General features: G+C 46.6%; 19 protein-coding genes. All 19 read right to left on the minus strand.

What is annotated here, in order from left to right; translation table 11 throughout:
* Positions 1 to 15 precede the first annotated feature (15 nt).
* Positions 16 to 783 carry a type III pantothenate kinase gene (locus tag NSQ29_RS27070; protein WP_042183892.1) on the minus strand — a complete coding sequence of 256 codons (768 nt, stop codon included), beginning with the start codon at positions 781 to 783 and terminating at the stop codon, positions 16 to 18.
* Positions 780 to 1655, minus strand: a complete 876-nt coding sequence (nadC, locus tag NSQ29_RS27075; protein WP_042183890.1) for a carboxylating nicotinate-nucleotide diphosphorylase — start codon at positions 1653 to 1655, stop codon at positions 780 to 782. Before nadC ends, NSQ29_RS27070 begins: the two co-directional genes overlap by 4 nt.
* On the minus strand, positions 1645 to 3261 hold the full coding sequence (nadB, locus tag NSQ29_RS27080; RefSeq protein WP_076286871.1) for an L-aspartate oxidase: 1617 nt from the start codon (positions 3259 to 3261) through the stop codon (positions 1645 to 1647). The genes nadC and nadB overlap by 11 nt, the downstream gene beginning before the upstream one ends.
* 39 nt (positions 3262 to 3300) lie before the next feature.
* The gene (nadA, locus tag NSQ29_RS27085; RefSeq protein WP_042183878.1) at positions 3301 to 4239 is read right to left on the minus strand and encodes a quinolinate synthase NadA; all 939 of its coding nucleotides are present in this window, start codon (positions 4237 to 4239) and stop codon (positions 3301 to 3303) included.
* 258 nt (positions 4240 to 4497) lie between these two features.
* On the minus strand, positions 4498 to 6552 hold the full coding sequence (ftsH, locus tag NSQ29_RS27090; protein WP_149643860.1) for an ATP-dependent zinc metalloprotease FtsH: 2055 nt from the start codon (positions 6550 to 6552) through the stop codon (positions 4498 to 4500).
* Between the two features lie 109 nt (positions 6553 to 6661).
* Complete coding sequence (gene hpt / locus NSQ29_RS27095) at positions 6662 to 7201, minus strand: hypoxanthine phosphoribosyltransferase (RefSeq protein WP_042183870.1); 540 nt, start codon at positions 7199 to 7201, stop codon at positions 6662 to 6664.
* A gap of 46 nt (positions 7202 to 7247) precedes the next feature.
* The gene (tilS, locus tag NSQ29_RS27100) at positions 7248 to 8690 is read right to left on the minus strand and encodes a tRNA lysidine(34) synthetase TilS (protein WP_341126507.1); all 1443 of its coding nucleotides are present in this window, start codon (positions 8688 to 8690) and stop codon (positions 7248 to 7250) included.
* A 36-nt stretch (positions 8691 to 8726) separates the two neighbouring features.
* Positions 8727 to 9665 (minus strand): serine/threonine protein kinase, encoded by a 939-nt coding sequence (locus tag NSQ29_RS27105; protein ID WP_339799624.1) that lies wholly within the window; start codon positions 9663 to 9665, stop codon positions 8727 to 8729.
* Entirely contained in the window at positions 9655 to 10401 is a 747-nt protein-coding gene (locus tag NSQ29_RS27110) for a VWA domain-containing protein (RefSeq protein ID WP_341126508.1), read from the minus strand. The genes NSQ29_RS27105 and NSQ29_RS27110 overlap by 11 nt, the downstream gene beginning before the upstream one ends.
* A 537-nt stretch (positions 10402 to 10938) precedes the next feature.
* Positions 10939 to 13446 (minus strand): stage II sporulation protein E, encoded by a 2508-nt coding sequence (spoIIE, locus tag NSQ29_RS27115; RefSeq protein ID WP_076300975.1) that lies wholly within the window; start codon positions 13444 to 13446, stop codon positions 10939 to 10941.
* Positions 13447 to 13789: 343 nt separating this feature from the next.
* Positions 13790 to 14290 (minus strand): S1 domain-containing RNA-binding protein, encoded by a 501-nt coding sequence (locus tag NSQ29_RS27120; RefSeq protein WP_036678766.1) that lies wholly within the window; start codon positions 14288 to 14290, stop codon positions 13790 to 13792.
* Positions 14291 to 14414: 124 nt separating this feature from the next.
* On the minus strand, positions 14415 to 14750 hold the full coding sequence (locus tag NSQ29_RS27125) for an FtsB family cell division protein (protein ID WP_042183861.1): 336 nt from the start codon (positions 14748 to 14750) through the stop codon (positions 14415 to 14417).
* A gap of 23 nt (positions 14751 to 14773) precedes the next feature.
* Entirely contained in the window at positions 14774 to 15337 is a 564-nt protein-coding gene (gene yabQ, locus NSQ29_RS27130; protein ID WP_076286874.1) for a spore cortex biosynthesis protein YabQ, read from the minus strand.
* Positions 15334 to 15618 carry a sporulation protein YabP gene (gene yabP, locus NSQ29_RS27135; protein WP_042123140.1) on the minus strand — a complete coding sequence of 95 codons (285 nt, stop codon included), beginning with the start codon at positions 15616 to 15618 and terminating at the stop codon, positions 15334 to 15336. Before yabP ends, yabQ begins: the two co-directional genes overlap by 4 nt.
* Before the next feature lie 137 nt (positions 15619 to 15755).
* Complete coding sequence (locus NSQ29_RS27140; protein WP_042183857.1) at positions 15756 to 16034, minus strand: RNA-binding S4 domain-containing protein; 279 nt, start codon at positions 16032 to 16034, stop codon at positions 15756 to 15758.
* A complete protein-coding gene (locus NSQ29_RS27145; protein ID WP_036678778.1) occupies positions 16034 to 16306 on the minus strand; it encodes an HU family DNA-binding protein in 273 nt (90 codons plus the stop codon). Before NSQ29_RS27145 ends, NSQ29_RS27140 begins: the two co-directional genes overlap by 1 nt.
* A 287-nt stretch (positions 16307 to 16593) precedes the next feature.
* Positions 16594 to 18093, minus strand: coding sequence for a nucleoside triphosphate pyrophosphohydrolase (gene mazG / locus NSQ29_RS27150; protein ID WP_340973598.1), 1500 nt, complete (start codon positions 18091 to 18093; stop codon positions 16594 to 16596).
* A 66-nt stretch (positions 18094 to 18159) separates the two neighbouring features.
* Complete coding sequence (locus tag NSQ29_RS27155) at positions 18160 to 19842, minus strand: putative polysaccharide biosynthesis protein (protein WP_341126509.1); 1683 nt, start codon at positions 19840 to 19842, stop codon at positions 18160 to 18162.
* A 148-nt stretch (positions 19843 to 19990) separates the two neighbouring features.
* A complete protein-coding gene (gene spoVT / locus NSQ29_RS27160) occupies positions 19991 to 20533 on the minus strand; it encodes a stage V sporulation protein T (protein WP_042123132.1) in 543 nt (180 codons plus the stop codon).
* Between the last annotated feature and the right edge of the window lie 76 nt (positions 20534 to 20609).

Raw genomic sequence — 20609 nt, forward strand, 5'->3', positions numbered from 1 at the left:
TAGGCTTCTTTATCTTTATTGGTTACGGTCATAAATAATTCGTAATCCTTCTAGTGTTAACATAGGATTTACTTCGTCGATACAATCCGTCTCCCCCGCAATTAGCGAAGCGAGGCCTCCAGTAGAAATAACCTTCAGTTCCGGAGCGTTCATCTCGATTTTGATACGCTTTACAATCCCCTCGACTTGGCCTGCATACCCAAAAATAATACCAGCCTGCATAGCGTGAACTGTATTACGTCCGATAACCTTTTTAGGCTTCTCCAACTCAATTCGTGGCAGTTTCGACGCCCGCTGGTATAAGGCCTCTGTAGAAATAACAAGACCCGGAACAATCGCTCCTCCAAGATAATTAGCCCCTGCATCGATACAGTCGAAGGTCGTAGCCGTACCAAAATCAACAACAACAAGCGGACATTTATATTGTTCAATCGCAGCCACAGCATTAACAATCCGGTCTGCGCCAATCTCACGCGGATTCTCATAGCGAAGATTAAGTCCCGTTTTTATCCCTGGTCCTACGAGTAACGGATCTTTGCCTATATACTTTATACACATATCCACGATAGTCTTAACCAGAGGTGGAACTACCGAGGATATAATTACACCTTCCACATCTTTAACAGAGATCCCTGACATCTGAAAAAGATTGTGTATCAGCACTCCATATTCGTCCACGGTGGATTGGCGCGCAGTACTTAGCCGAAAATGATGTAACAATTCGCGCTTTCTGTATACACCGAGAACAATATTGGTATTACCGACATCGACAGCAAGCATCATGATGAGGACCCTTCCTTCTTGGCATTAAGGTCTAGACTAATATCCAGACTGGAAAAGGAGTACGTAAGGCGTCCTACAGAAATCACATCCACACCTGTTTCTGCGATCCCACGAACCGTTTCTAACGATACATTGCCGGAGGCCTCTGTCTTGACATGTGGAGCTTTAGCTTTAATCCTAGCCACCGCTTGCTTCATCATCTCGTTAGACATATTATCAAGCATAATAATATCAGCACCTGCTGCCAGCGCCTCTTCGACTTGCTCTAAGTTCTCAGTCTCTACTTCAATGCTCATCGTATGTGGAATGTTCTTCCGCGCACGACCTACTGCCTGCCTAATACCACCTGCACCTTTGATATGATTGTCCTTGATCATAACCGCATCATATAGACCAAAACGATGATTAAAGCCTCCACCAACACGAACTGCATATTTTTCCAGCATACGATGTCCTGGTGTAGTCTTACGTGTATCTACTAGACGAGTCGGTAATCCATCGAGCACCTGTACGAAAGATGACGTACGTGATGCTACACCGGAAAGACGCTGCATCAAGTTGAGTGCAAGCCGTTCACCCGTAAGAATTGCATGTGTGCTTCCCTCTACCTCAATAATTACAGTCCCTTTTGTCACTGCCTGACCTTCTTCTACAAGGGCTGTAAAGCTAAGCGTAGGATCAACAATTTCAAAAACCAACTCTGCAATCGGGATACCACAAATTACGCCATCTTCTTTAGCATGAATAATCCCTTTAGATTCATGGCCAACAGGTATTGTCATTTGTGTTGTTACATCACCCGAACCGACATCTTCCCGCAGCCAAGCCTTAATGGATTGTACTAATTCTTCATTGTAACCATTAAACATCATCGCTTAATTCCTCCACTATTCCCAGATCGCGAATTTGAAGCAGGTGCTTGCGCCACTGATCATCACTTCGCTGCGGGTAATCCTCACGGTAATGTGCCCCGCGACTCTCTTCCCGTGCTAGAGCAGACTCTGTCACGAGCAAACAGCAGGTCAGCATATTAGCGAACTCGTATTCCTCTCGTTTAGTCAATACGGATCCAAAGATGGGTAGCTGCCGTTTCAATTCTTCTATTCCCTTAGACAAGGTCTCTTCATTACGTCGTAATCCAGCATATCGAACCATTACCTTTTGTAGCTTCAAACGGCGTTCCACAATAGCTTGAGTTGGCGAATCAACACGCCCTTCGTTGCTACTAACTGATGTAACATCACGTCCAAGCGGAGATAATTGGCGAATCCGCTCAATAATACGATGTCCAAAAACAACTGCTTCCGATAATGAATTGCTTGCTAATCGATTAGCCCCATGTACGCCTGTGGAAGAAACCTCCCCGCAAGCAAACAAGCGAGGAATCGTACTCTCCCCATTCAGATCGGTCTTAATGCCCCCCATCATATAATGCGCAGCTGGAGCCACTGGAATCCAATCACTTGTAATATCCAGTCCATAGCCCATACAGGTCTCATGTATTGTAGGGAAACGATGCTTCACCATTTCTGGGGATTCATGCGTAATATCCAAATAGACAAACGTTGACTTTGTAAGCTCCATTTCACTTACAATAGCCCGAGCTACAATATCTCGTGGGGCTAGCTCAAGCAACTCATGATATCGTTCCATGAACCGCTCTCCATTAATATTGCGCAATACTGCTCCTTCCCCACGAACTGCTTCGGAGATTAGGAATCTAGGAGCTCCAGGATAACTCAATGCTGTAGGATGAAATTGAATAAATTCCATATCTCGTATATGAGCCCCGGCACGATAAGCAATGGCTACCCCGTCGCCTGTAGCTACTTCAGGGTTGGTAGTGTATCTAAATAATTGTCCTGCACCGCCAGAGCACAAAATAGTCGCATCCCCTTGCAGGAATAACCGTCCTCCGCCGGGACGCTGCAACAATGCGCCTACACATTCTCCACCTTCAGTAATGAGATCAATGACATAATGATCATCCCACACCTCAATGTTCTCATGTTCAGCTACCTGTTCAGCCAAGGCACGAACAATCTCATAACCTGTAGCATCTCCATTAGCATGCAAAATACGACGGTGACTATGCGCTCCTTCCTGCGTCAAAGCCAGTACCCCATCTTCCTTATCAAAAAGAGTACCTAAACGAATTAGCTCATGAACTCTATCTGGTCCTTCATTAACAAGTGCATCGACAGCTGTGGATGAGCACAGACCTGCTCCCGCCATTAATGTATCCTGCCGGTGGTAAGCAGGGGAATCGTCCTCAGCTATTACAGCTGCGATCCCCCCCTGTGCATAGCGAGTATTACTCTCCATTACTGATTTCTTTGTGATCATAATGACACGCCGATCTTCACTAGCTTTAATAGCTGTGAACAATCCGGCAATCCCTGAACCGATAACAATACAATCTGTCTTTACTTTAGGAATATCCCGAAGATCAAAATCAACCAAATATTGTGGAATCATGACCGCGTTTCACCTGTTTCAACGAAAGAGTAGCGCATACTACCGGACTTGTAGCATGCGCTCTAGGGAAGTTCTGGCTTTGTCGGCGACAGCAGGCGGTACATAGATTTGTGGCTTCATCGTCTCCAGGCATTTCACCAGTTTTTTTAGATTGTTAACTTTCATATTAGGACAAACAAGAAATTTTGTAGCAAAATGGAATTCTTTATCCGGACTATCTTTACGAAGCTGATATCCTGTACCATCCTCAGTTCCAACGATAAATTGCTTACGGTCAGATTTCCGGCAATACTCGAGAATGGATGTAGTACTACCTACATAATCACCCATGGCCACTACTTCCGGACGACATTCTGGATGAACTACAAATTCTGCTTCTGGGTATTTCGCTCTCATTTCTACTACATCTTTAACAGTCAACATATCATGAGTGTTGCAATAGCCTTCCCAGATAATCAGTTTTTTGCCGGTCTGATCTTGTACGTATTGACCAAGATTCTTATCGGGTACCCAGATAATTTCTTCAGCATCGAGGGATTCGATTACTTTCACGGCATTGGCAGAGGTACAACAGATATCAGTTTCCGCTTTAATCTCTGCAGACGAGTTGATATAAGTCACCACTTTAGCATTTGGATGTTGCGCTTTAAGCTTACGCAAACCGTCTACATTGACCATATCAGCCATTGGGCAGCCTGCACGTTCATCAGGAATAAGGACGGTTTTGTTTGGAGCCAGAATTTTAGCACTTTCCCCCATGAAATGAACACCGCAGAATACAATAACCTCTGCATCAGTCTCTGCAGCCTTCTGAGCGAGTAAAAAAGAGTCTCCCCGGAAATCGGCAACCTCCTGAATTTCATCACGTTGATAATAATGAGCTAAAATGATTGCGTTTCTTTCCTTCTTAAGCTGTTCAAGACGTATACGAAGTTCTCGATTCTGTTCCTGCTTACGCTCAAGTGCCAGAGCTTCCACCGATTGTTCTCCCCCTTAAATCTTCGCGGCTTTACGCCGGTGCGATGTTATCAAATGGCATGAGCCATCATCCGAAAAAATGAATAAGCTGATGTTAATAGTAAGTAATATTAATCACTAATGTACACAACGTTCCAGCCCCTGTCAATGTGACTAGACAGGCTTCTAAGCATGAAATTACCTAAAAATTAAAATAAAAAATCCGGAGAGCAATTACGCTCTCCGGATTAATTTACATCTTATGAATAGTGATCCTGCTTAGGTGAGGCTAGTTCCGCCGCCTTTATTGTCATCATCAGATCCGTCATTACCCTCAGATTCAGGTTTGTTCGGGATTTCCTTTGATAGGTTCGGAGGCGTGGAATCAGTATCTTCAGACTTGCCTTGAATGCGGACACGAACATCACCGATATTATCAATGACAGGTTCGCCAACTTCAAGCGCAACACCTTCGCCACCCTCAGCCTTACCATCTTCAGAAAGGAATCCTTGTTCAATCAGCTCTTTAATCTGATCAAGCTCAAGTGTTTCCTTCTCAAGTAACGTATTGGCAATCAGGTGCATTTCTTTAGAGTGTTTGAGCAACAGTTCTTTACAACGTTCGTAGCTCGAAGTAATAAAGTTCTGCATTTCTTGATCAATCTCATAAGCGATGGAATCACTATAATTCTGTTCATGCCCAATATCACGACCCAAGAATACTTGGCCTTGAGAAGAGCCGAACTGCATAGGTCCAAGCTTATCGCTCATACCGTACTCCATGATCATGGCACGCACGATACGCGTAGCCTGTTGGAAGTCACTGTATGCGCCCGTACCGATCTCACCAATAAACAATTCTTCGGCAACACGTCCACCAAGTAATCCAGTAACCTTATCCAAAAGCTCCTGCTTGGTAACGATCATCCGATCTTCCTTCGGAAGCATAATAACATATCCGCCGGCACGTCCGCGTGGGATAATTGTAACTTTATGCACCATATCAGCATGCTCAAGGAAATAACCAGCTATAGTATGGCCTGCTTCATGGTAAGCAACAATGCGTTTCTCACGGTCACTGATAACCCGACTACGTTTCTCAGTACCCACGATAACACGGTCAATGGCTTCATCCACTTCAATCATGGAAATATCTTTGCGGTTACGACGTGCAGCTAGCAATGCTGCTTCATTTAGCAGATTCTCTAGATCAGCACCCGTGAATCCAGTTGTGCGTTTAGCGACAACATCCAGTCTTACATCTTTCGTAAGCGGCTTGTTACGGGCATGAACCTTAAGTACAGCTTCACGGCCTTTTACGTCGGGGCGGTCAACCGTAATTTGACGGTCAAAACGTCCTGGACGAAGTAATGCAGGATCAAGTATATCAGCGCGGTTAGTTGCCGCAACAATAATAATGCCTTCGTTACCACCGAATCCATCCATCTCAACCAGCAATTGGTTAAGTGTCTGCTCGCGCTCGTCATGTCCGCCGCCGAGTCCGGCGCCGCGTTGACGACCCACAGCATCAATTTCATCAATGAAGATAATACATGGCGCGTTCTTCTTAGCGTTCTCGAACAAATCACGTACCCGAGAAGCACCGACACCCACGAACATTTCTACAAAATCGGAACCGGAAATACTAAAGAAAGGAACACCGGCTTCACCTGCTACTGCACGTGCAAGCAATGTTTTACCTGTTCCCGGAGGGCCTACAAGCAGTACGCCTTTAGGGATACGTGCACCGACAGCTGCAAATTTGCGCGGATCTTTCAGGAACTCAACGACTTCGACAAGCTCTTGCTTCTCTTCGTCCGCCCCTGCAACATCCTCGAAGCTGATTTTCTTCTTCTCTTCATTATATAACCGAGCCTTGCTCTTGCCGAAATTCATGACTTTACCGCCGCCACCTTGCGCCTGGTTAAACAGGAAGAAGAACAAGATGAACATAATGACTAGCGGGATAATAGAAGAAAGGAATGTCAGCCAAATGCTGGTACCTTCCATTTTCTTCTGAGTTAATTCAATCCCATTAACATCACTGGCTTGAATCAGTTCATTAATAGCAGCATCTGTTGGAGGAATATATGTGGAGAAGCTTTTCGATTTAGTATCGGCAGGCAACTCTCTATATTCGCCTGTAACTAAAAAGGCATTACCCTCAAACTGAACCGTCAAATCCTTCACATTGTTGCTCTTGATCTCCTGCCGTAACTCGTCGTATCTAGGGAAATCGGCGGCTTCATTTCCATTGCTCACAAACTGGACAATACCCACCACGACTAAAAATAAAATCAAATAAAAACCAGAATTCCGGATGAACCGATTCATCCCCTACCTCCTCTCGCAACACTCAAGTTATTGTACCATAGCCTCTTGGGACACCTCAAATAAAGGAAGCCAAGGGTGCCCGATCCGTATGATCAAGGCAATCAATAGTTCAATTGGAATAAATCTCAGGCTTCAGCACTCCAACATATGGGAGGTTCCGATACCGCTCGGCATAATCCAATCCGTAGCCTACTACAAATTCGTCTGGCAACACGAAGCCTGTATAGCTGGCTTCCAGATTAACCGTACGACCTGAGGGCTTATCAAACAAGGTAACCACATTGATAGAAGCAGCATTGCGGTTGCGGAGTAGCTCAATCAAATAGCTGAGCGTAAGGCCACTGTCAATAATATCTTCAACGATCAAGATATCGCGGCCTTCTACCGATACATCTAAATCCTTAATAATTTTGACAACACCAGAGGACTTGGTGGATGCTCCATAGCTAGATACTGCCATGAAATCCATCTCAACAGGTACTGTAATGGCTTTAACCAGATCTGCCATAAATATAAACGCGCCTTTTAGTACACAAATGACTAAAGGGGTACGTCCTGCGTATTCTTCGCTCAGTGTTCGACCGAGCTCCTTAATTTTCTGCTGAAGTTCCTCTTCGGTGATCAAGACTTCTTGAATATCATTTTGCAACTTGCGAAACCTCCTAAGTTATACTATGAAAGACTTACATCGACCATTACGTTTCTTCACGGTCATCCAGCTCTGCTAGAGACAATAGAAGTACCGAGGTCGTTTGCCGCCCTACTGCGGCATGCATCGAGCGTCTTACGCCCGGAATCCAGACGATATTGCCCAAACCATCACAAACGAGGGGGATCATTGAGCGTTCAGCAGCAGGTATTTTATCATCAATATAAATATCTTTTACCTTTTTGCTTCCGTTTAATCCCATGACTCTTATGGTATCTCCAGGCAATCGGGAACGTATCGTTAGTGGAAAGACCAGTTCATCACGGTCAAACCAAGCCGACATCTTCCCATAATCCTCCCCCTGTACAAAAAAGTTTTCTCTCTCCAGCACCGCCATCGACATCACCTTACCTATTTCCTCCAGCTTAAGCTCGGAATCCGGTAAAAACAGACGATATGTATAGCTTGCCTGTTGCTGCGCGGGCTTGGACGAGAACAAGATGATATCATATTGCCGCACACAAGTCAGGCCTCCACCTAAATCCAAACTCCAGGTGGTGGGATAGCTCTGCAGCGTTCCCCGACGTACAGATTCAATCTTGGAGAAATCAAGGGCAGATAGATCCGCCGACAGATAATTTAATATTAGTTTAATCAAACGCCGTTGTAAAGCGGAGGGTATGGCCGCAAATGAAGCTCTGTTAAAGGTATATTTCCCTTCCCCTTCCGAAACCAGCTCCTCAAAGCATTTTACCGCAGATGCCTCCATATATTCATCCTCAGCTCCTGCAATTTCCGCAAGCTGCACAAGTGACTGTCTCACTCTGCCGTTATACCTTTCCAGAAAAGGAAGAACTTCCAATCGAACAGCATTCCGCTTGTATTTCGTCAGCAGATTAGTTGCATCCTCGGCATAGGTGAAACCTTCATTCTGACATAACCCAAGAAGAGCCGTTTTGTTAATACGTAGGAATGGACGAATGAGTTCCACCTTTTTTTCTGTTCTTTTCCACTTGATACCGGACAGCCCCGATAAACCGCTTCCTCGCAATAGACGCATAATCACCGTTTCTGCCTGATCATCCGCATGATGAGCCAGAGCAACGGAGCGCGCCCCATAACGGTGTGCGGTATCAATCAGAAATTCGTATCGCTTTTCGCGTGCTGTCCCCTCAGGACCGAGTCCACTCTCTTTAGCCAAAGAGGGAATATCGAATTCTGCCAACTCAAAGGGCAGTCCCAACTGTTCAGCCATACCACGTACTAGCTCTACCTCTTCCTTAGACTCCGCTCTAAATCCGTGATTCACATGAGCGCATATTAAGGTAAGTGGCATAACGTTTACTGCTATTTCATGCAAAACATGCAAAAGAGCCACAGAATCCGGGCCGCCGGAAACTGCGACTACAATGGTGTCATGGGGCGCCCACAGCTCGTGCTCGGCTGCTGACTCCAATACTGACTCCACCAGTCCATTCATTTGCTCCATATGCGGCCCCCCTTCTCTCTAACTATATGTATAAGTTCAAAACCGAAATACCCAATAAATTGTAAAGGCAAGCACAAACAAGGATACCCCAAAAGCATTTTTGAGCCAGCGAGGTGTGTCCATACTATCAGGACGCTTTCTACGCGAATTGTAAATATGGCTTCGCCAGAGCTCTGTAGCATCAGCGGAACCGGAGAAACCTCCTTTTAACGCCAAACAAATCCAAGAGGATAGTTTCTTGTCGGGTAGATTTCTAGCCAGCTTAAACAGCTCATCTACACTTCTTGTCTGCGGCAGCTGTAGCGCAGCTTTCTTGAGCCCCTCTTCATTCAAAAGACGGAGGCACAGTACAGCAAAAGCGAATAGATCATAACCCTCATCACTCGTGCGGCTGCCTGCATTCCAAAAACCACGGTCATGCCATTCGGTAAACTGCTTCACACTGCGACCAATAGGACTTGTGCCCCCAAAGTCGATCAGCTCCACTTCGCCGTACTTTGATACCATGACGTTCTCCGGCTTCAAATCCCCGAACACAAAACCGCATTCATGCAGCGTGCGCAGCTTATCAAGCAGACCAAGACCTACCAGGCCTAACCAGTCGGGACCGTTTTTCGATAAAAAATGATGCAGAGGTTTGCCTTCAACATACCTCATTACATAGAAGGGGACATTATCCCCATTCGCAAAATCATCCGCTTCCAAAAAATAAGAAGACAATGGATTCTCACGACGAGCACGATGCTCATTCCGCTTTCGCCGTGATTGCAGCGAGGTTAGTACATTGATCTCCGATTGAAGTTCAAGTGTATCGTATCCGATTTTTAGCGCGTACCTTTCCCGTCTGCCTTCTCTTTGCACAAGATATACGGTTCCGTTCGCGCCCCTTCCCAGCATCCGCTCAACGACATAACGGTTACCCCGCCATTTGCCGTTAATTAAGGTACCAGTAGGATAGGACGGATTAGACGACATACCCACCAATCATCCCTTCTCTTTCGTCGTGGTCATCACTTAGTCGGCGTCCACGATGTTCATCCAGTGTATCATAACGATAATGTTCAAGCACCTTGAAAATAGCTGGACCCGTCGGTGTCGCGCCTCTCATGTGTAATTTAGAGAATAACGTACGAATACCTGACATGTCATGGGTCCAATCTAGATCAAGCTTGGCATCTTCGCTGCTGTTATTTCCAGGATAATGGAACACAGCAATCTCACTCTTACCTTCCCGTGCTTCCAAACTGAGCGCCAAATCGCGGATAGCATCTTCCACAGCACCCAGTTTAGGTTTCATACTAGCACTGGCATCGATAAGAAGTGCAATGCGCAGCGGTGTTGTTTCTGTCAGTTCATCTACAACTGTAACAACCTGTGAACGTTGAACAGGAGGTAACTGATCCAATGAGCCATTGCCTAGTATCTTTTTTACCTCTTTATTAACCGCCTGCTGGATCGTCTGAACCACGGTCTTGCGTGTCATCATCTGAATCGTCTGTGCCAGTTGTGGCGTTCCGACTATTCGGCTAAGGCCTCCCCCGGCCTTGGCAATGTCGGCAATCTCCCGGCTTCCGAGTTCGCCGATCGTACCATAATCAACTACACCAACCACATTTACGGTGATTCCCTCCTGCAGGGCATGCGCCGCTGCCAACACCGGACTTTCTCCTACATTCGAACAACCGTCAGTAATGAGCATAATTTGCTTCATAACCCTCAACTCCCCCTTTGTTTGAACCTCTGTTTCTAGCATATCCAGAAATGAGAGATTTCAAACGGTCGCTTTTGTTGGGGAAATTTGTGATCTGAACTAAGGGGATAGTGAATAGGGGAACTGCGAGAAATGTTTGGGCTTTCGATCGCTGTTATTATTTGATTTCTCTATTAAAACCGCCTTCTGCGGTTGAAATCAAATAATAAAGGCGAACGCTCCGCTTCTACAGCTCCAAACTTTCTCTCCGTTCCGTACCTTCACTAGTAAACAGTTTAGATCTAAAAAATTACCCTCCAAAGTCAGCGAACCTTTGAAACGTAATGGTAGAGGCCGGCGAGTTACACATCACAGACTCGCCCCGACTTCCAAGCACGCACGACGCTTCGCGCGTACTTAAACTCCTATAGCAGCACGGCGCATTGCGCGCACTGCAAATATATAGGCAACACGACACTTCGTGCGTGCTTAAACACACAAGCAATACGGCCCTTCCGCGTACTAAACATAAAACCTAAGCCTAAACCGAGAAAATTCCTAACTCACCGTACGCGGACGCTCCATTCGGCCAACACCAGGCATATGCAGGCTGGACCATTCCGGATGGAAATGATCCACACGACTGACGACAATTGTCATGTCATCATGGATCTCATTGCCCTGATAACGGATTACCTTATCTAACAGGCTATCCGCCAAATCTTGAGGATCATCCCCCTCAAGCTCTTGGATCAACCGTTTCATCCATATCTCCTTATTAACGGCATATCCTGGCGCATCATAAATACCATCCGTCATCATAATCAAAATATCACCGGCCCGAAGCTGCATGCTGATCAGATCCACATCGATATCTTTAATGATTCCTATAGGCAGATTGCTAGAGGTTATTGGAATGACCTCACTACCCCTCCGGATAAAGCTCGGTGCGGAAGCAATCTTCATAAAAGTTGTCTGTGCGGAATACTGATCGATCAAAGCCATGTCAACGGTAGCGTAGAACTCGTCAGGAGAACGTAATAAGAGAATAGAGTTTACCGACTTTACAGCCAGCTTCTCATCCATACCGGATTGCAGTAGCTTTTCTAACATACCGAGGGCGGCACTACTCTCCATTCTCGCCCGCTCACCATTTCCCATTCCGTCGCTAATGGATACTGCAAAGGTGCCGTTTCCAAGCTCCACGGTACTGAAGCTATCGCCAGATAACATATCTCCTCCTTTAGAAACAACGGCCACTCCTGTGTTTATCTCAAAGGCTTTGGCTGAACCGAAGGTAACCATCGACAATCCTTCCCGAGGATGGACTGCCGTCTCGCTCATGACAGCAATATTCTCATCTAGTATGTCGGAAAGGAGTGGAGCGATCATTTTACGGCATTCATCAAAACCACGAGTATAGGCATGCACCACCTCTATTTCTACACGCCCAGGATCTAAACTTAGGATTTCGATACTATGAATAGACAGCCCTAATTTCTCCAATGTCTCACGGATTTGAGCTTCCTGACGATACATAGCCTGTCCCTCACGTTTTATTTCACGCGCCAGGTCCTCCATAACCTGTGACACGCCCGATAACTGCTCGGCAACAAATTGACGACTATCGTATATTTGTCTTTTCCATCGCATATCATGTTGGTAAAGATCATATTGTCCTTTCATGACTTCAAGTACTTCACCAGTTTTACCGCAAATCCGGCTCCATTCCGGAGGCAGCTGAGCTGCCGTAATATCAGGGCATTCCTCAACAGTAGTCATCATATCTGTCATATATCTATACGTCTGATAGAATTTTGCATCCCAGCAGTGGGAACGCCGAATGCATCCTGCACAGGCACCCTCTGTCACCGTACTCATGAAATCCTCCATCTCACGGTCTGACTTCCCTACTTCTCCGGCACGTGGAATCTGACCAAAGCTGCTCGACAGCTGCTGGAATACCTGTGAGAATTGCGTCACCCGTTCTGCCGTTAAATCCCTGACCCTTCGCGCATATTCGTGTTGCGATCGGCTATGATCTGACGTGCCAGGAACATATTTAGCAATGGCAGATATCATCGCCTTAGGCGTTATAAGAAATAGCACTACCGCTACGCAGGTTTCCCATGTTGAGGCCATCATATCACCTGGACCCGTAAAATAGACGGAAAGGATCGTGGATCCTAGCAACATCCCGATAGATACTGCACCTTTTCGACCACCCTGCATCATTCCCGCTAGCATTCCAGAAAAAGCAAGCAGGCTCATTTGATAGATAGCACTAATATCCGCCAAACTGAGAATCAATCCGGTCACCACCCCAACAGCAGCCCCAAGAGGAGCCCCCCCTGCCATGGCGAAGAGTAGAATCAAATATCGTGACAATATATGCTCCAAAGACAAACCATTAAGGGTCCAGCCCACAAGGCCCGTCATTACTGAGGCAAGTAAGATAATAAGGCACAGAATCTCCTCGTTCCTGAGCGCTCTACTCTTTTGCTTATAGGTTAGTAAAGGCAGCGCTTGAATGAACACCAGTGTAAGTACAAAACCTAGTAAAGCATCTAGTGTTGTCATCATAAGCGGATACCAAGAAAGAGAAGGTCCAATAACAATCTGGAACAAGCCAACCATAAACGAAGACACGAACACCATAAGTGGTGCATAGGATAAATCTATTCGTTCATAACTTTCCAAGCCTTTATAAACTAAAAAGAAAATAATCAGCTCAGCAGTAGTAACCAAAGCTCCAGGGAATGGAGTAAAGAGACTTCCAGCTATAATGGCTGCAGCTACAGGTAGAATAGAGTCGCGACGCATAAACACAATGACGGCAAAGTATGCGACAGCAAAAGGGGATAGTTCGTCCAGAATCATGGCTCTACCCAGCAGAAACCCCATGAAACTAAGCAATAGCATCCATTTCTTCGCTGCTATTAGCTGAATATACCGTTGTTTCTGACCCCAAGCTGTAATACGCGTGCGCAATGCTTGTCTCTGCTTCTTATCTTCACTTCCCACTCTTGTCCACTCTGGCAAATTTACCACGTTGCTTTTACTCATTCCCCTACACCACCCGTTTAAGAATTTATGGTACTCATTATATAACCGGGGAATTGAGAAAGTTTGTCAGAAATGGAGGGACACACACAAGAAATTTCCGACAAAAAAGCCTTCATTCATGATCTGTAAAAAAGCGGTTCTATCCCTTGCGGGACGGTAGGTTGATTGGTTTCAAGATTGTTTACAACGTAATTTCACGCGCTGACGCGGCGGTCTTTCGTCAGCGATTGCCCTAGAGTTATGTGAGAATGACATGGATGCTGTCGGCAATTTTATATGACATGACAAAAAAACCGCAAGGGCGAAATGCCCCTGCGGTTATTTATGATGTACAGGTATTGGATTACACGCGTTTAGCTCCACGGCCTCCGCGCTTTCCTTCTGTGTTCTTCTTAATCGAAGATATCCGTTCTTCGCTGTCTTTCAGGAATCGCGACATTTTATCCTCGAATGAAGGTTTACCGGCTGCAGGCTTAAATGGACGCCCACCCCGTTCACGATTGAATCCACCGCCGCCTCCACCACTGCCGCCTCCACCGCCGAAACGGTCTCCGCCGCTAGGACGTTCTGGTCTTGGAGCTCTAGGCGGACGTACTTCCGATGCTGGCTTGTCAACAGCCTGCTTAATGGAAAGTCCGATCTTGCCGTCCTTATCGACGTTGATCACCTTGACTGTTACTACATCACTAATCTTCAGATGATCGTTAACATCCTTGACATAATTATCGGCGATTTCCGAGATGTGAACGAGACCTGTGACACCTCCTGACAGATCCACAAATGCTCCGAAATGCGTGATGCCTGTCACTTTGCCTTCTAACTTGGTGCCCACTTCAATTGCCATAGAATAAAATGATCCTCCCTTAAAAATATACAGACGAATATTAAGGTCATCCTGTCTGCGGTGATTTGATTATACAGTAAAGAGCAAAGCAAGGCAACAGAGTAAAAGCCTCTTTTCGCCGCTATTATTGCTCTGATTGCTCTGTTCGAATAGGAGTTTCCCCTTGAGGATAGATATTGTACCATTTACGTGCTAATTGGCCAATATACTCGTCATCATTAAGTCTGGATAATTCATATTTTAATTGAGTTAAAGATGCCATGACATCCTCACTAGTCTCCTGTTTCTTTGCAAGTTCCTCACCCTTGTCCGCAATGACCGCACTTTGAGCGAAGTAAGTATAACCCGCCCAACCAAAAAATACTGCCACAAAGACAATCCACATAAATCTTCTTCTCTTCGCGCCTGCGGCCGAATTTTTGCTATGATTACTTTTCTCTTCCGCAGTAAATCTGTTCATGCAACGTACCCCCTAATTCAAGGTCAGCGTTTCCGCCATTTGGTAATCCATTCAGTGATCTTCACAATCCAGGCGCTATGTGTCAGCCGCGATAACTGTGGAGAGATCCACCTAACAGGTAATACCCAAATTGGTTTGGTCAGACGCAGCAGAAGCTTAAAGATGAACCGCAGAATACGACCTAGTAGCTTTAGCAGCCCTAAAATAAATCGCCAAAGCCAGAGAAGAGGTGTACCTATCAGGATCTCCACAAGTCTCCACAGCAACCTGCACATATACTGAACCGATTGAATTAACCTTAACACAAAACGCCGCACCGTAACACTGAAGATTAAAAAATAGATCCATACTCCTAGAAACAAACCTAGAAAGACATAAAACCGCAATTGTCCTTGATTTCCGGCATACAGCATACGAAAAACGAGCAAGGCGGCCCAAAGCCAATACAGTAGATCTAGCATGGCATTCAGCCATTTGGGAAAATTGAACTTCAGCGACAGCACCCGGTAGCTGTCATAGGCCAGTCCCATTGCCAGCCCGGCCATGATCATGTAGAACAGCGTCACCCACTGGACTGCAGGATTCATTTAAATAGCTTACCGAGCAGACCTTTATTTTTGCCCTGCGATCCGGGATCGAGATAAATCAGGGAATGTACATTGCCCTCTAGGGACAACATTCCGTTCTCCAGACTTAAATTTTTGATATGTAAATGATTCCCGCGAATGGTGAGATGGCCGAGTTCTGTACGAAGCAAAAATTCCTCGCTGTCGAAGCTCTCCACATTTTGCACGCCCGTCAACTCCAGCTGCTTCCGACTGCGCATGTGCAGATCATGCTGTTTGTTTACCTTTCCTGGCTCAATCATAGCATGTACCCCTCCTTCTTACCTCTAATCTATGGCAGAGGCAGAAGTTATAGAACATCCCGTCCCACTAAAAATAATAGAAACAAAAAGAAGGCACAACTCTACAAAATGTAAAGTTATGCCTTCTTCTATTACTCTTACCAGTCCAGTCCGCTGCTTTTGGCAACAGGCTCTTCCCGAACTAGAGTATACATACCAGCGGCCTCGTCCTTGCGAGTCGTTTCGACCAGCTTTTCTACTTTGACCGTTACAAGCTTTTGTCCAAATTGTACAGTAATCTCGTCACCGATCTTAACTGCACTACTAGGTTTAGATTCCCGCCCGTTAATCAGTACCCGGCCTTGTTCGGACACATCCTTGGCCACTGTACGGCGCTTAATTAAACGGGACACTTTCAGGAATTTGTCAAGACGCATTAGTTAACGGCTTCTTTAAGCTTGTTACCAGCTTTGAAAGCCGGTACAGTCGATTCTGGAATTTCAATCGTAGTGCCCGTTTGCGGGTTGCGACCAGTGCGTCCTGCACGTTTGCGAGTTTCAAAAGTTCCGAAACCGATCAGTTGGACTTTATCACCTTTTGCCAAAGCTTCTGTAATCTCACCCAAGAATCCGTTCAATACTGCTTCTACATCTTTTTTTGCCAATCCGTTTTTCTCGGAAATGTTGTTTACCAAATCTGTCTTGTTCATAATTTAAAGTTCCTCCTAGGATACGAAAAAATAAATGAAACGAGAATCACCACCATAATATGGGGCGAATCGCATTTCGTCTTTATGTTATTCTTGATGTCACCTTAAAATCCTGCCACGATTCGTCGTTTTTTTAAAAAAGAAGCAGTTATTTCTCAGAAATCGTCGCAGAATCTATTCTATAGCACTATTAAACTACTGGCCACATTCTAAATCAGAAAATAAAAGCTACATCCACAGCATTGCCCCATTTTTGAGTCCATATACCGTAAAGAGGCTGTGAATTACTAGACTTTTCGCTCCTCAGCCTTAGCCTCTTGCCACAGTTCTTCCATCTCTTCCAAACTACTATCCTTTACGCTCGTTCCCTTGCGCTGCAAGCTTTGCTCAATATATTGAAACCGGCGCACAAATTTGCGGTTAGTCCGGGTTAATGCCTCTTCCGGATCTGCACCGATAAAACGAGCGACATTCGTAACTGCAAACAACAAATCCCCAAGTTCCAGAATTTGATCATCTGTCGCCGCATCTGTGTCAATCGCCTCCTGCAGCTCATCAATCTCCTCACGAATCTTGGCTATGCAATCCGTAGCGTTGTCCCAGTCAAACCCCACCTTGGATGCTTTTTTCTGAAGCTTGTATGCCTTCATAAGAGCAGGCAGGTCACGCGGAACACCACTAAGAACGGATAATTCCTCTGGCTTCACACCTTTACGCCGCTTCTCTTCTGCCTTCATGCCCTCCCAGTTCTTCAGCGCTTCTTCGGCATCATTCGCATTGGTATCCCCAAATACGTGAGGGTGACGGAAGATAAGCTTATCATTCAGCCCTTCAATGACGTCATACACGTTAAACGTGCCAAGCTCCTCCTCCATTTGAGAGTGAAGCATAATTTGCAGCAAAAGGTCGCCCAGCTCCTCTTTCATATGATCGGGATCATCCTCATCAATCGTTTCAAGGACTTCATAGGTTTCTTCGATTAAATTTTTGCGCAGGGATTCATGTGTCTGCTCCCGATCCCATGGACAACCTTCCGGGCTTCGAAGAATATCGACAATCTCATGCAGACGGGCAAAGGTACGATTCCTTAGATTCTCGTCACGATTCGCAGGTACATAAACTAACGACAGGTTGCCATAACCGTCGAGTCGATCCAGTTCGTACAGTGGGACTCTTACAATACTTTCTTCGTTCTCGACACCGAGTGCATGCCCCACAACAACTTCATATTCAGGCGGGTACAGCTCCATCAAACATAATTTTGTCTCCGAGGCTGTGAAGCTATCGTACACCTGACCAATCAGAGTATGTAGTTCAGGCTGAAGCTGAGCACTGCGAATGCCTGAAGCATCTAGTAACTGAAACCCTTCAATGGGGTCAAACCCCAGTCGAACAAACGCCTCGTCGAGAAAGCTCTCTCCACCCAATATTTGCAGTTCAATGCCTTCCTCAGGGCACCGCTCGCGCAGCTGCGAAACCGCTGATTCCGCAACCATAGGATGACCCGGAACCGCGTAAACAATATCTGTACCGTCTGCTGATGCTTGAGCCTCTTCAATCAGTTTTGAAGTAATCGCTGCATACACCTCTGGAAACGAGGATAAAGATTCATACAATCCATCAAAGGACTGGGAAGTTATTTCAAGCTCGGAGAGTGCAGCCATGACTGGATGCTCTTTTGTGCGGACATAGACAACGGATGCTGCCTTCAGCTTCTTTATAATTCCTAGCGTCAATCGATCAGGGTTGCCTGAACCCAGACCGACGACCGTTAATGTTGCACTCATGTCTGTTCCTCCTCTTAAGCGGCTGTCTCAGCAGACCGCATTTTTATATTGTGATGTAAACGTTGATTAAGGGAATAAGCGCAGCTTCTTCAGCTTGTCCGCCAGGGACGGGCCGAAGCCTGGAAGCTGGCGAAGCTCGCTCTCGCTAAGGAGCCGAAGGACTATAGCCCCTACGGCAAAGACAGCGCAGCCTGCGAGCACCCCGAGCAGGCTCTGCGCCAAGCTGGCAGTGCGCCCGCCGCCGATGCCAGCGGCTGTAGCCGCAGCGTCCACGCCCCAGCTGGTGGCTGCAGCGGCAAGAGCCAGGCCCGCTGTGAGCAGCGCGGGCCGTGCCAGGGCATCTGCGAGGCGAAGCCGCAGATGGCCCTGGCGATACAGCAGCAGCACGTTGAGCGCTGCTGCGAACGAATGCGCGGCCACGCCAGCGATGGCTGCGCCGGTAATGCCCTGCTGCGGAACCAGCAGCAGGTTCAGGGCCGCCTTGAGCAGCGCGGCGGCCAAAAGGTGCAGGGCCGGGGCGCGCACGTAGCCGAGGCCCTGCAGGAGTGCAGCCGAGATGATGCTGACCGTACCGCCAACAGCGGTTATGGCCAGCCAAGTCATAGTGCTGCTGCCGGCGGTGTCGCCATAAAGAGCCATATTAATCGGCTCAGCAAGCACTGCAAGGCCCGCTGACGCTGCCAGCCCTAGCAGCCAGAACCAACGCAGTGACAAGCTGCAACGGTTCTCGATCAGCTTCATGTCTCCCTTGTACTTCGCCTCTGCTAAGGCTGGTATGAACACGACAGACAAAGAAGTGGCAATCATCGTTACAATCTGCACTAGTGGCAAACCACGATTGTATACACCAAACTGTGTCATTGCCTCCACTTCGCTTCCTACAGAGGATAGCAAGCGAGGTACAGTGAATACATCTACAAGACCGATAAGAGGCATTGCGAGCGCACCAAGCATCACGGGAATTCCATAAGCCAGCAAGGCCCCTGCTTTAACGCCCATAATCTGTTGATTTGAACGCCCCTCATTATCTGCATTGGGCAGCTTTAAACCCTGACTTTCGACAGAAGCGGCAGCATCTAAAGGGGCCCCTTGTCTTAACACCCGCCGATGACGTCGCAAAAATAGCAGCATAATCACAAGCCCTGCTGCCCCTCCCCCGGCTGAGCCAAGCAATGCGCCAGCAGCAATGCTCTCAGCGCCTGCACCCAGTGAGGTCAGGTATAAGAGCAGTACAATCATTACTGTAACACGTACGGACTGCTCTACAATTTGTGACACAGCCGTCGGAACCATATTATGAAGACCCTGAAAGTAACCCCGAAGAGCTGACATGATTGGAACAACCGCAAGTCCCCACGCACTTGCCCGCAAAGCGGGCATCACATGCGAGTTGCCGACCCACCCAGCTATAATCGGCGCACCTGCATAGGTGATTGCTCCGATAACCAAGCCGCTTATGGCTGTTATAACCGCAGATAACCGCAGAATCCGCCGACCCTCGTCATCCCGCCTTCCTGCAGAGGCTTCAGCGACAAATTTGGATATGGCCGCTGGCAGACCCAGCATCGCTACCGTCAACAACATCGTGTACAAAGGATAAACCGTGTTGTATATACCAAATACCGCATCTCCGCCTAGATTTTGCAGCGGGATTTTTTGGAGTGTACCTATAAGCTTTGAAATAATCGCTGCTGCACTTAGAATAAATGCCCCTTGCAGCAATCGTGATGTTTGTGAGTTCGATTTCATAAAGTACCTGCTTCTACAACTTTAATGGGATGAATTTCTATATTATAACGTATGTATACCCACAAGTAGAAACGGTTTTGTAAGAACGACAAAACCCCGTTTGCCCTTTGTATATCTTACCAAAAGGAAAGCGGGGTCTACATTACGGTTATTGCTCCATTTGCTTGCCAAGGAATGCGGCGGCGGTTTCGGCCATTTTCACTTCCATTGACGACATTTTCGCTGAATCATCCTTACTTACCATCACTACACAACCAATAGGATCTCCACCGGAAATGATCGGTGAGGCTACATATGAGGACACCAAATCCGGATGATCTTTAGCGATTTCATAACTGCCTTCGTTGGTTTCCAGTACAGTCTTACGACTATCCATGACCTTCTCCAAAAGAATTCCTACTTGTTTTTCCAAATAGTCTTTCTTGGAGCCACCAGCCAGTGCAATAAAGGTATCACGATCAGCAATCATCGTAATATGCCCAGTACCTTCGAACAAGGACTCCGCGTACTCTTTTGCAAAGTCACCAAGCTCGCCAATCGGGGAATATTTCTTGAGTATGACTTCACCGTCCCGATCGACGAAAATTTCCAGTGGGTCGCCTTCTCTAATCCGTAGAGTACGTCTAATTTCTTTGGGAATAACCACTCGTCCGAGATCATCAATACGCCGAACAATTCCAGTAGCTTTCATTTCACATGTGCCCCGCTTTCTTAAGAAGTATGGTCTTACTACTGTCCATTATGGGAAAGGATAATCCCAGTGATTT

Source organism: Paenibacillus sp. FSL F4-0236 (assembly GCF_038000135.1).
GTDB lineage: Bacteria > Bacillota > Bacilli > Paenibacillales > Paenibacillaceae > Paenibacillus_AQ.

What these genes read in the sequence shown, in the direction of transcription:
- spoVT (WP_042123132.1), bottom strand. Translation starts at nt 20,533, where the DNA reads ATGAAAGCTACTGGAATTGTTCGGCGTATTGATGATCTCGGACGAGTG.
- NSQ29_RS27145 (WP_036678778.1), bottom strand. Translation starts at nt 16,306, where the DNA reads ATGAACAAGACAGATTTGGTAAACAACATTTCCGAGAAAAACGGATTG.
- nadB (WP_076286871.1), bottom strand. Translation starts at nt 3,261, where the DNA reads ATGATTCCACAATATTTGGTTGATTTTGATCTTCGGGATATTCCTAAA.
- yabQ (WP_076286874.1), bottom strand. Translation starts at nt 15,337, where the DNA reads ATGAATCCTGCAGTCCAGTGGGTGACGCTGTTCTACATGATCATGGCC.
- NSQ29_RS27125 (WP_042183861.1), bottom strand. Translation starts at nt 14,750, where the DNA reads ATGAACAGATTTACTGCGGAAGAGAAAAGTAATCATAGCAAAAATTCG.
- yabP (WP_042123140.1), bottom strand. Translation starts at nt 15,618, where the DNA reads ATGATTGAGCCAGGAAAGGTAAACAAACAGCATGATCTGCACATGCGC.
- spoIIE (WP_076300975.1), bottom strand. Translation starts at nt 13,446, where the DNA reads ATGAGTAAAAGCAACGTGGTAAATTTGCCAGAGTGGACAAGAGTGGGA.
- NSQ29_RS27070 (WP_042183892.1), bottom strand. Translation starts at nt 783, where the DNA reads ATGATGCTTGCTGTCGATGTCGGTAATACCAATATTGTTCTCGGTGTA.
- mazG (WP_340973598.1), bottom strand. Translation starts at nt 18,093, where the DNA reads ATGAGTGCAACATTAACGGTCGTCGGTCTGGGTTCAGGCAACCCTGAT.
- ftsH (WP_149643860.1), bottom strand. Translation starts at nt 6,552, where the DNA reads ATGAATCGGTTCATCCGGAATTCTGGTTTTTATTTGATTTTATTTTTA.
- NSQ29_RS27110 (WP_341126508.1), bottom strand. Translation starts at nt 10,401, where the DNA reads ATGAAGCAAATTATGCTCATTACTGACGGTTGTTCGAATGTAGGAGAA.
- NSQ29_RS27155 (WP_341126509.1), bottom strand. Translation starts at nt 19,842, where the DNA reads ATGAAATCGAACTCACAAACATCACGATTGCTGCAAGGGGCATTTATT.
- nadC (WP_042183890.1), bottom strand. Translation starts at nt 1,655, where the DNA reads ATGATGTTTAATGGTTACAATGAAGAATTAGTACAATCCATTAAGGCT.
- NSQ29_RS27105 (WP_339799624.1), bottom strand. Translation starts at nt 9,665, where the DNA reads ATGTCGTCTAATCCGTCCTATCCTACTGGTACCTTAATTAACGGCAAA.
- NSQ29_RS27120 (WP_036678766.1), bottom strand. Translation starts at nt 14,290, where the DNA reads ATGGCAATTGAAGTGGGCACCAAGTTAGAAGGCAAAGTGACAGGCATC.
- tilS (WP_341126507.1), bottom strand. Translation starts at nt 8,690, where the DNA reads ATGGAGCAAATGAATGGACTGGTGGAGTCAGTATTGGAGTCAGCAGCC.
- NSQ29_RS27140 (WP_042183857.1), bottom strand. Translation starts at nt 16,034, where the DNA reads ATGCGTCTTGACAAATTCCTGAAAGTGTCCCGTTTAATTAAGCGCCGT.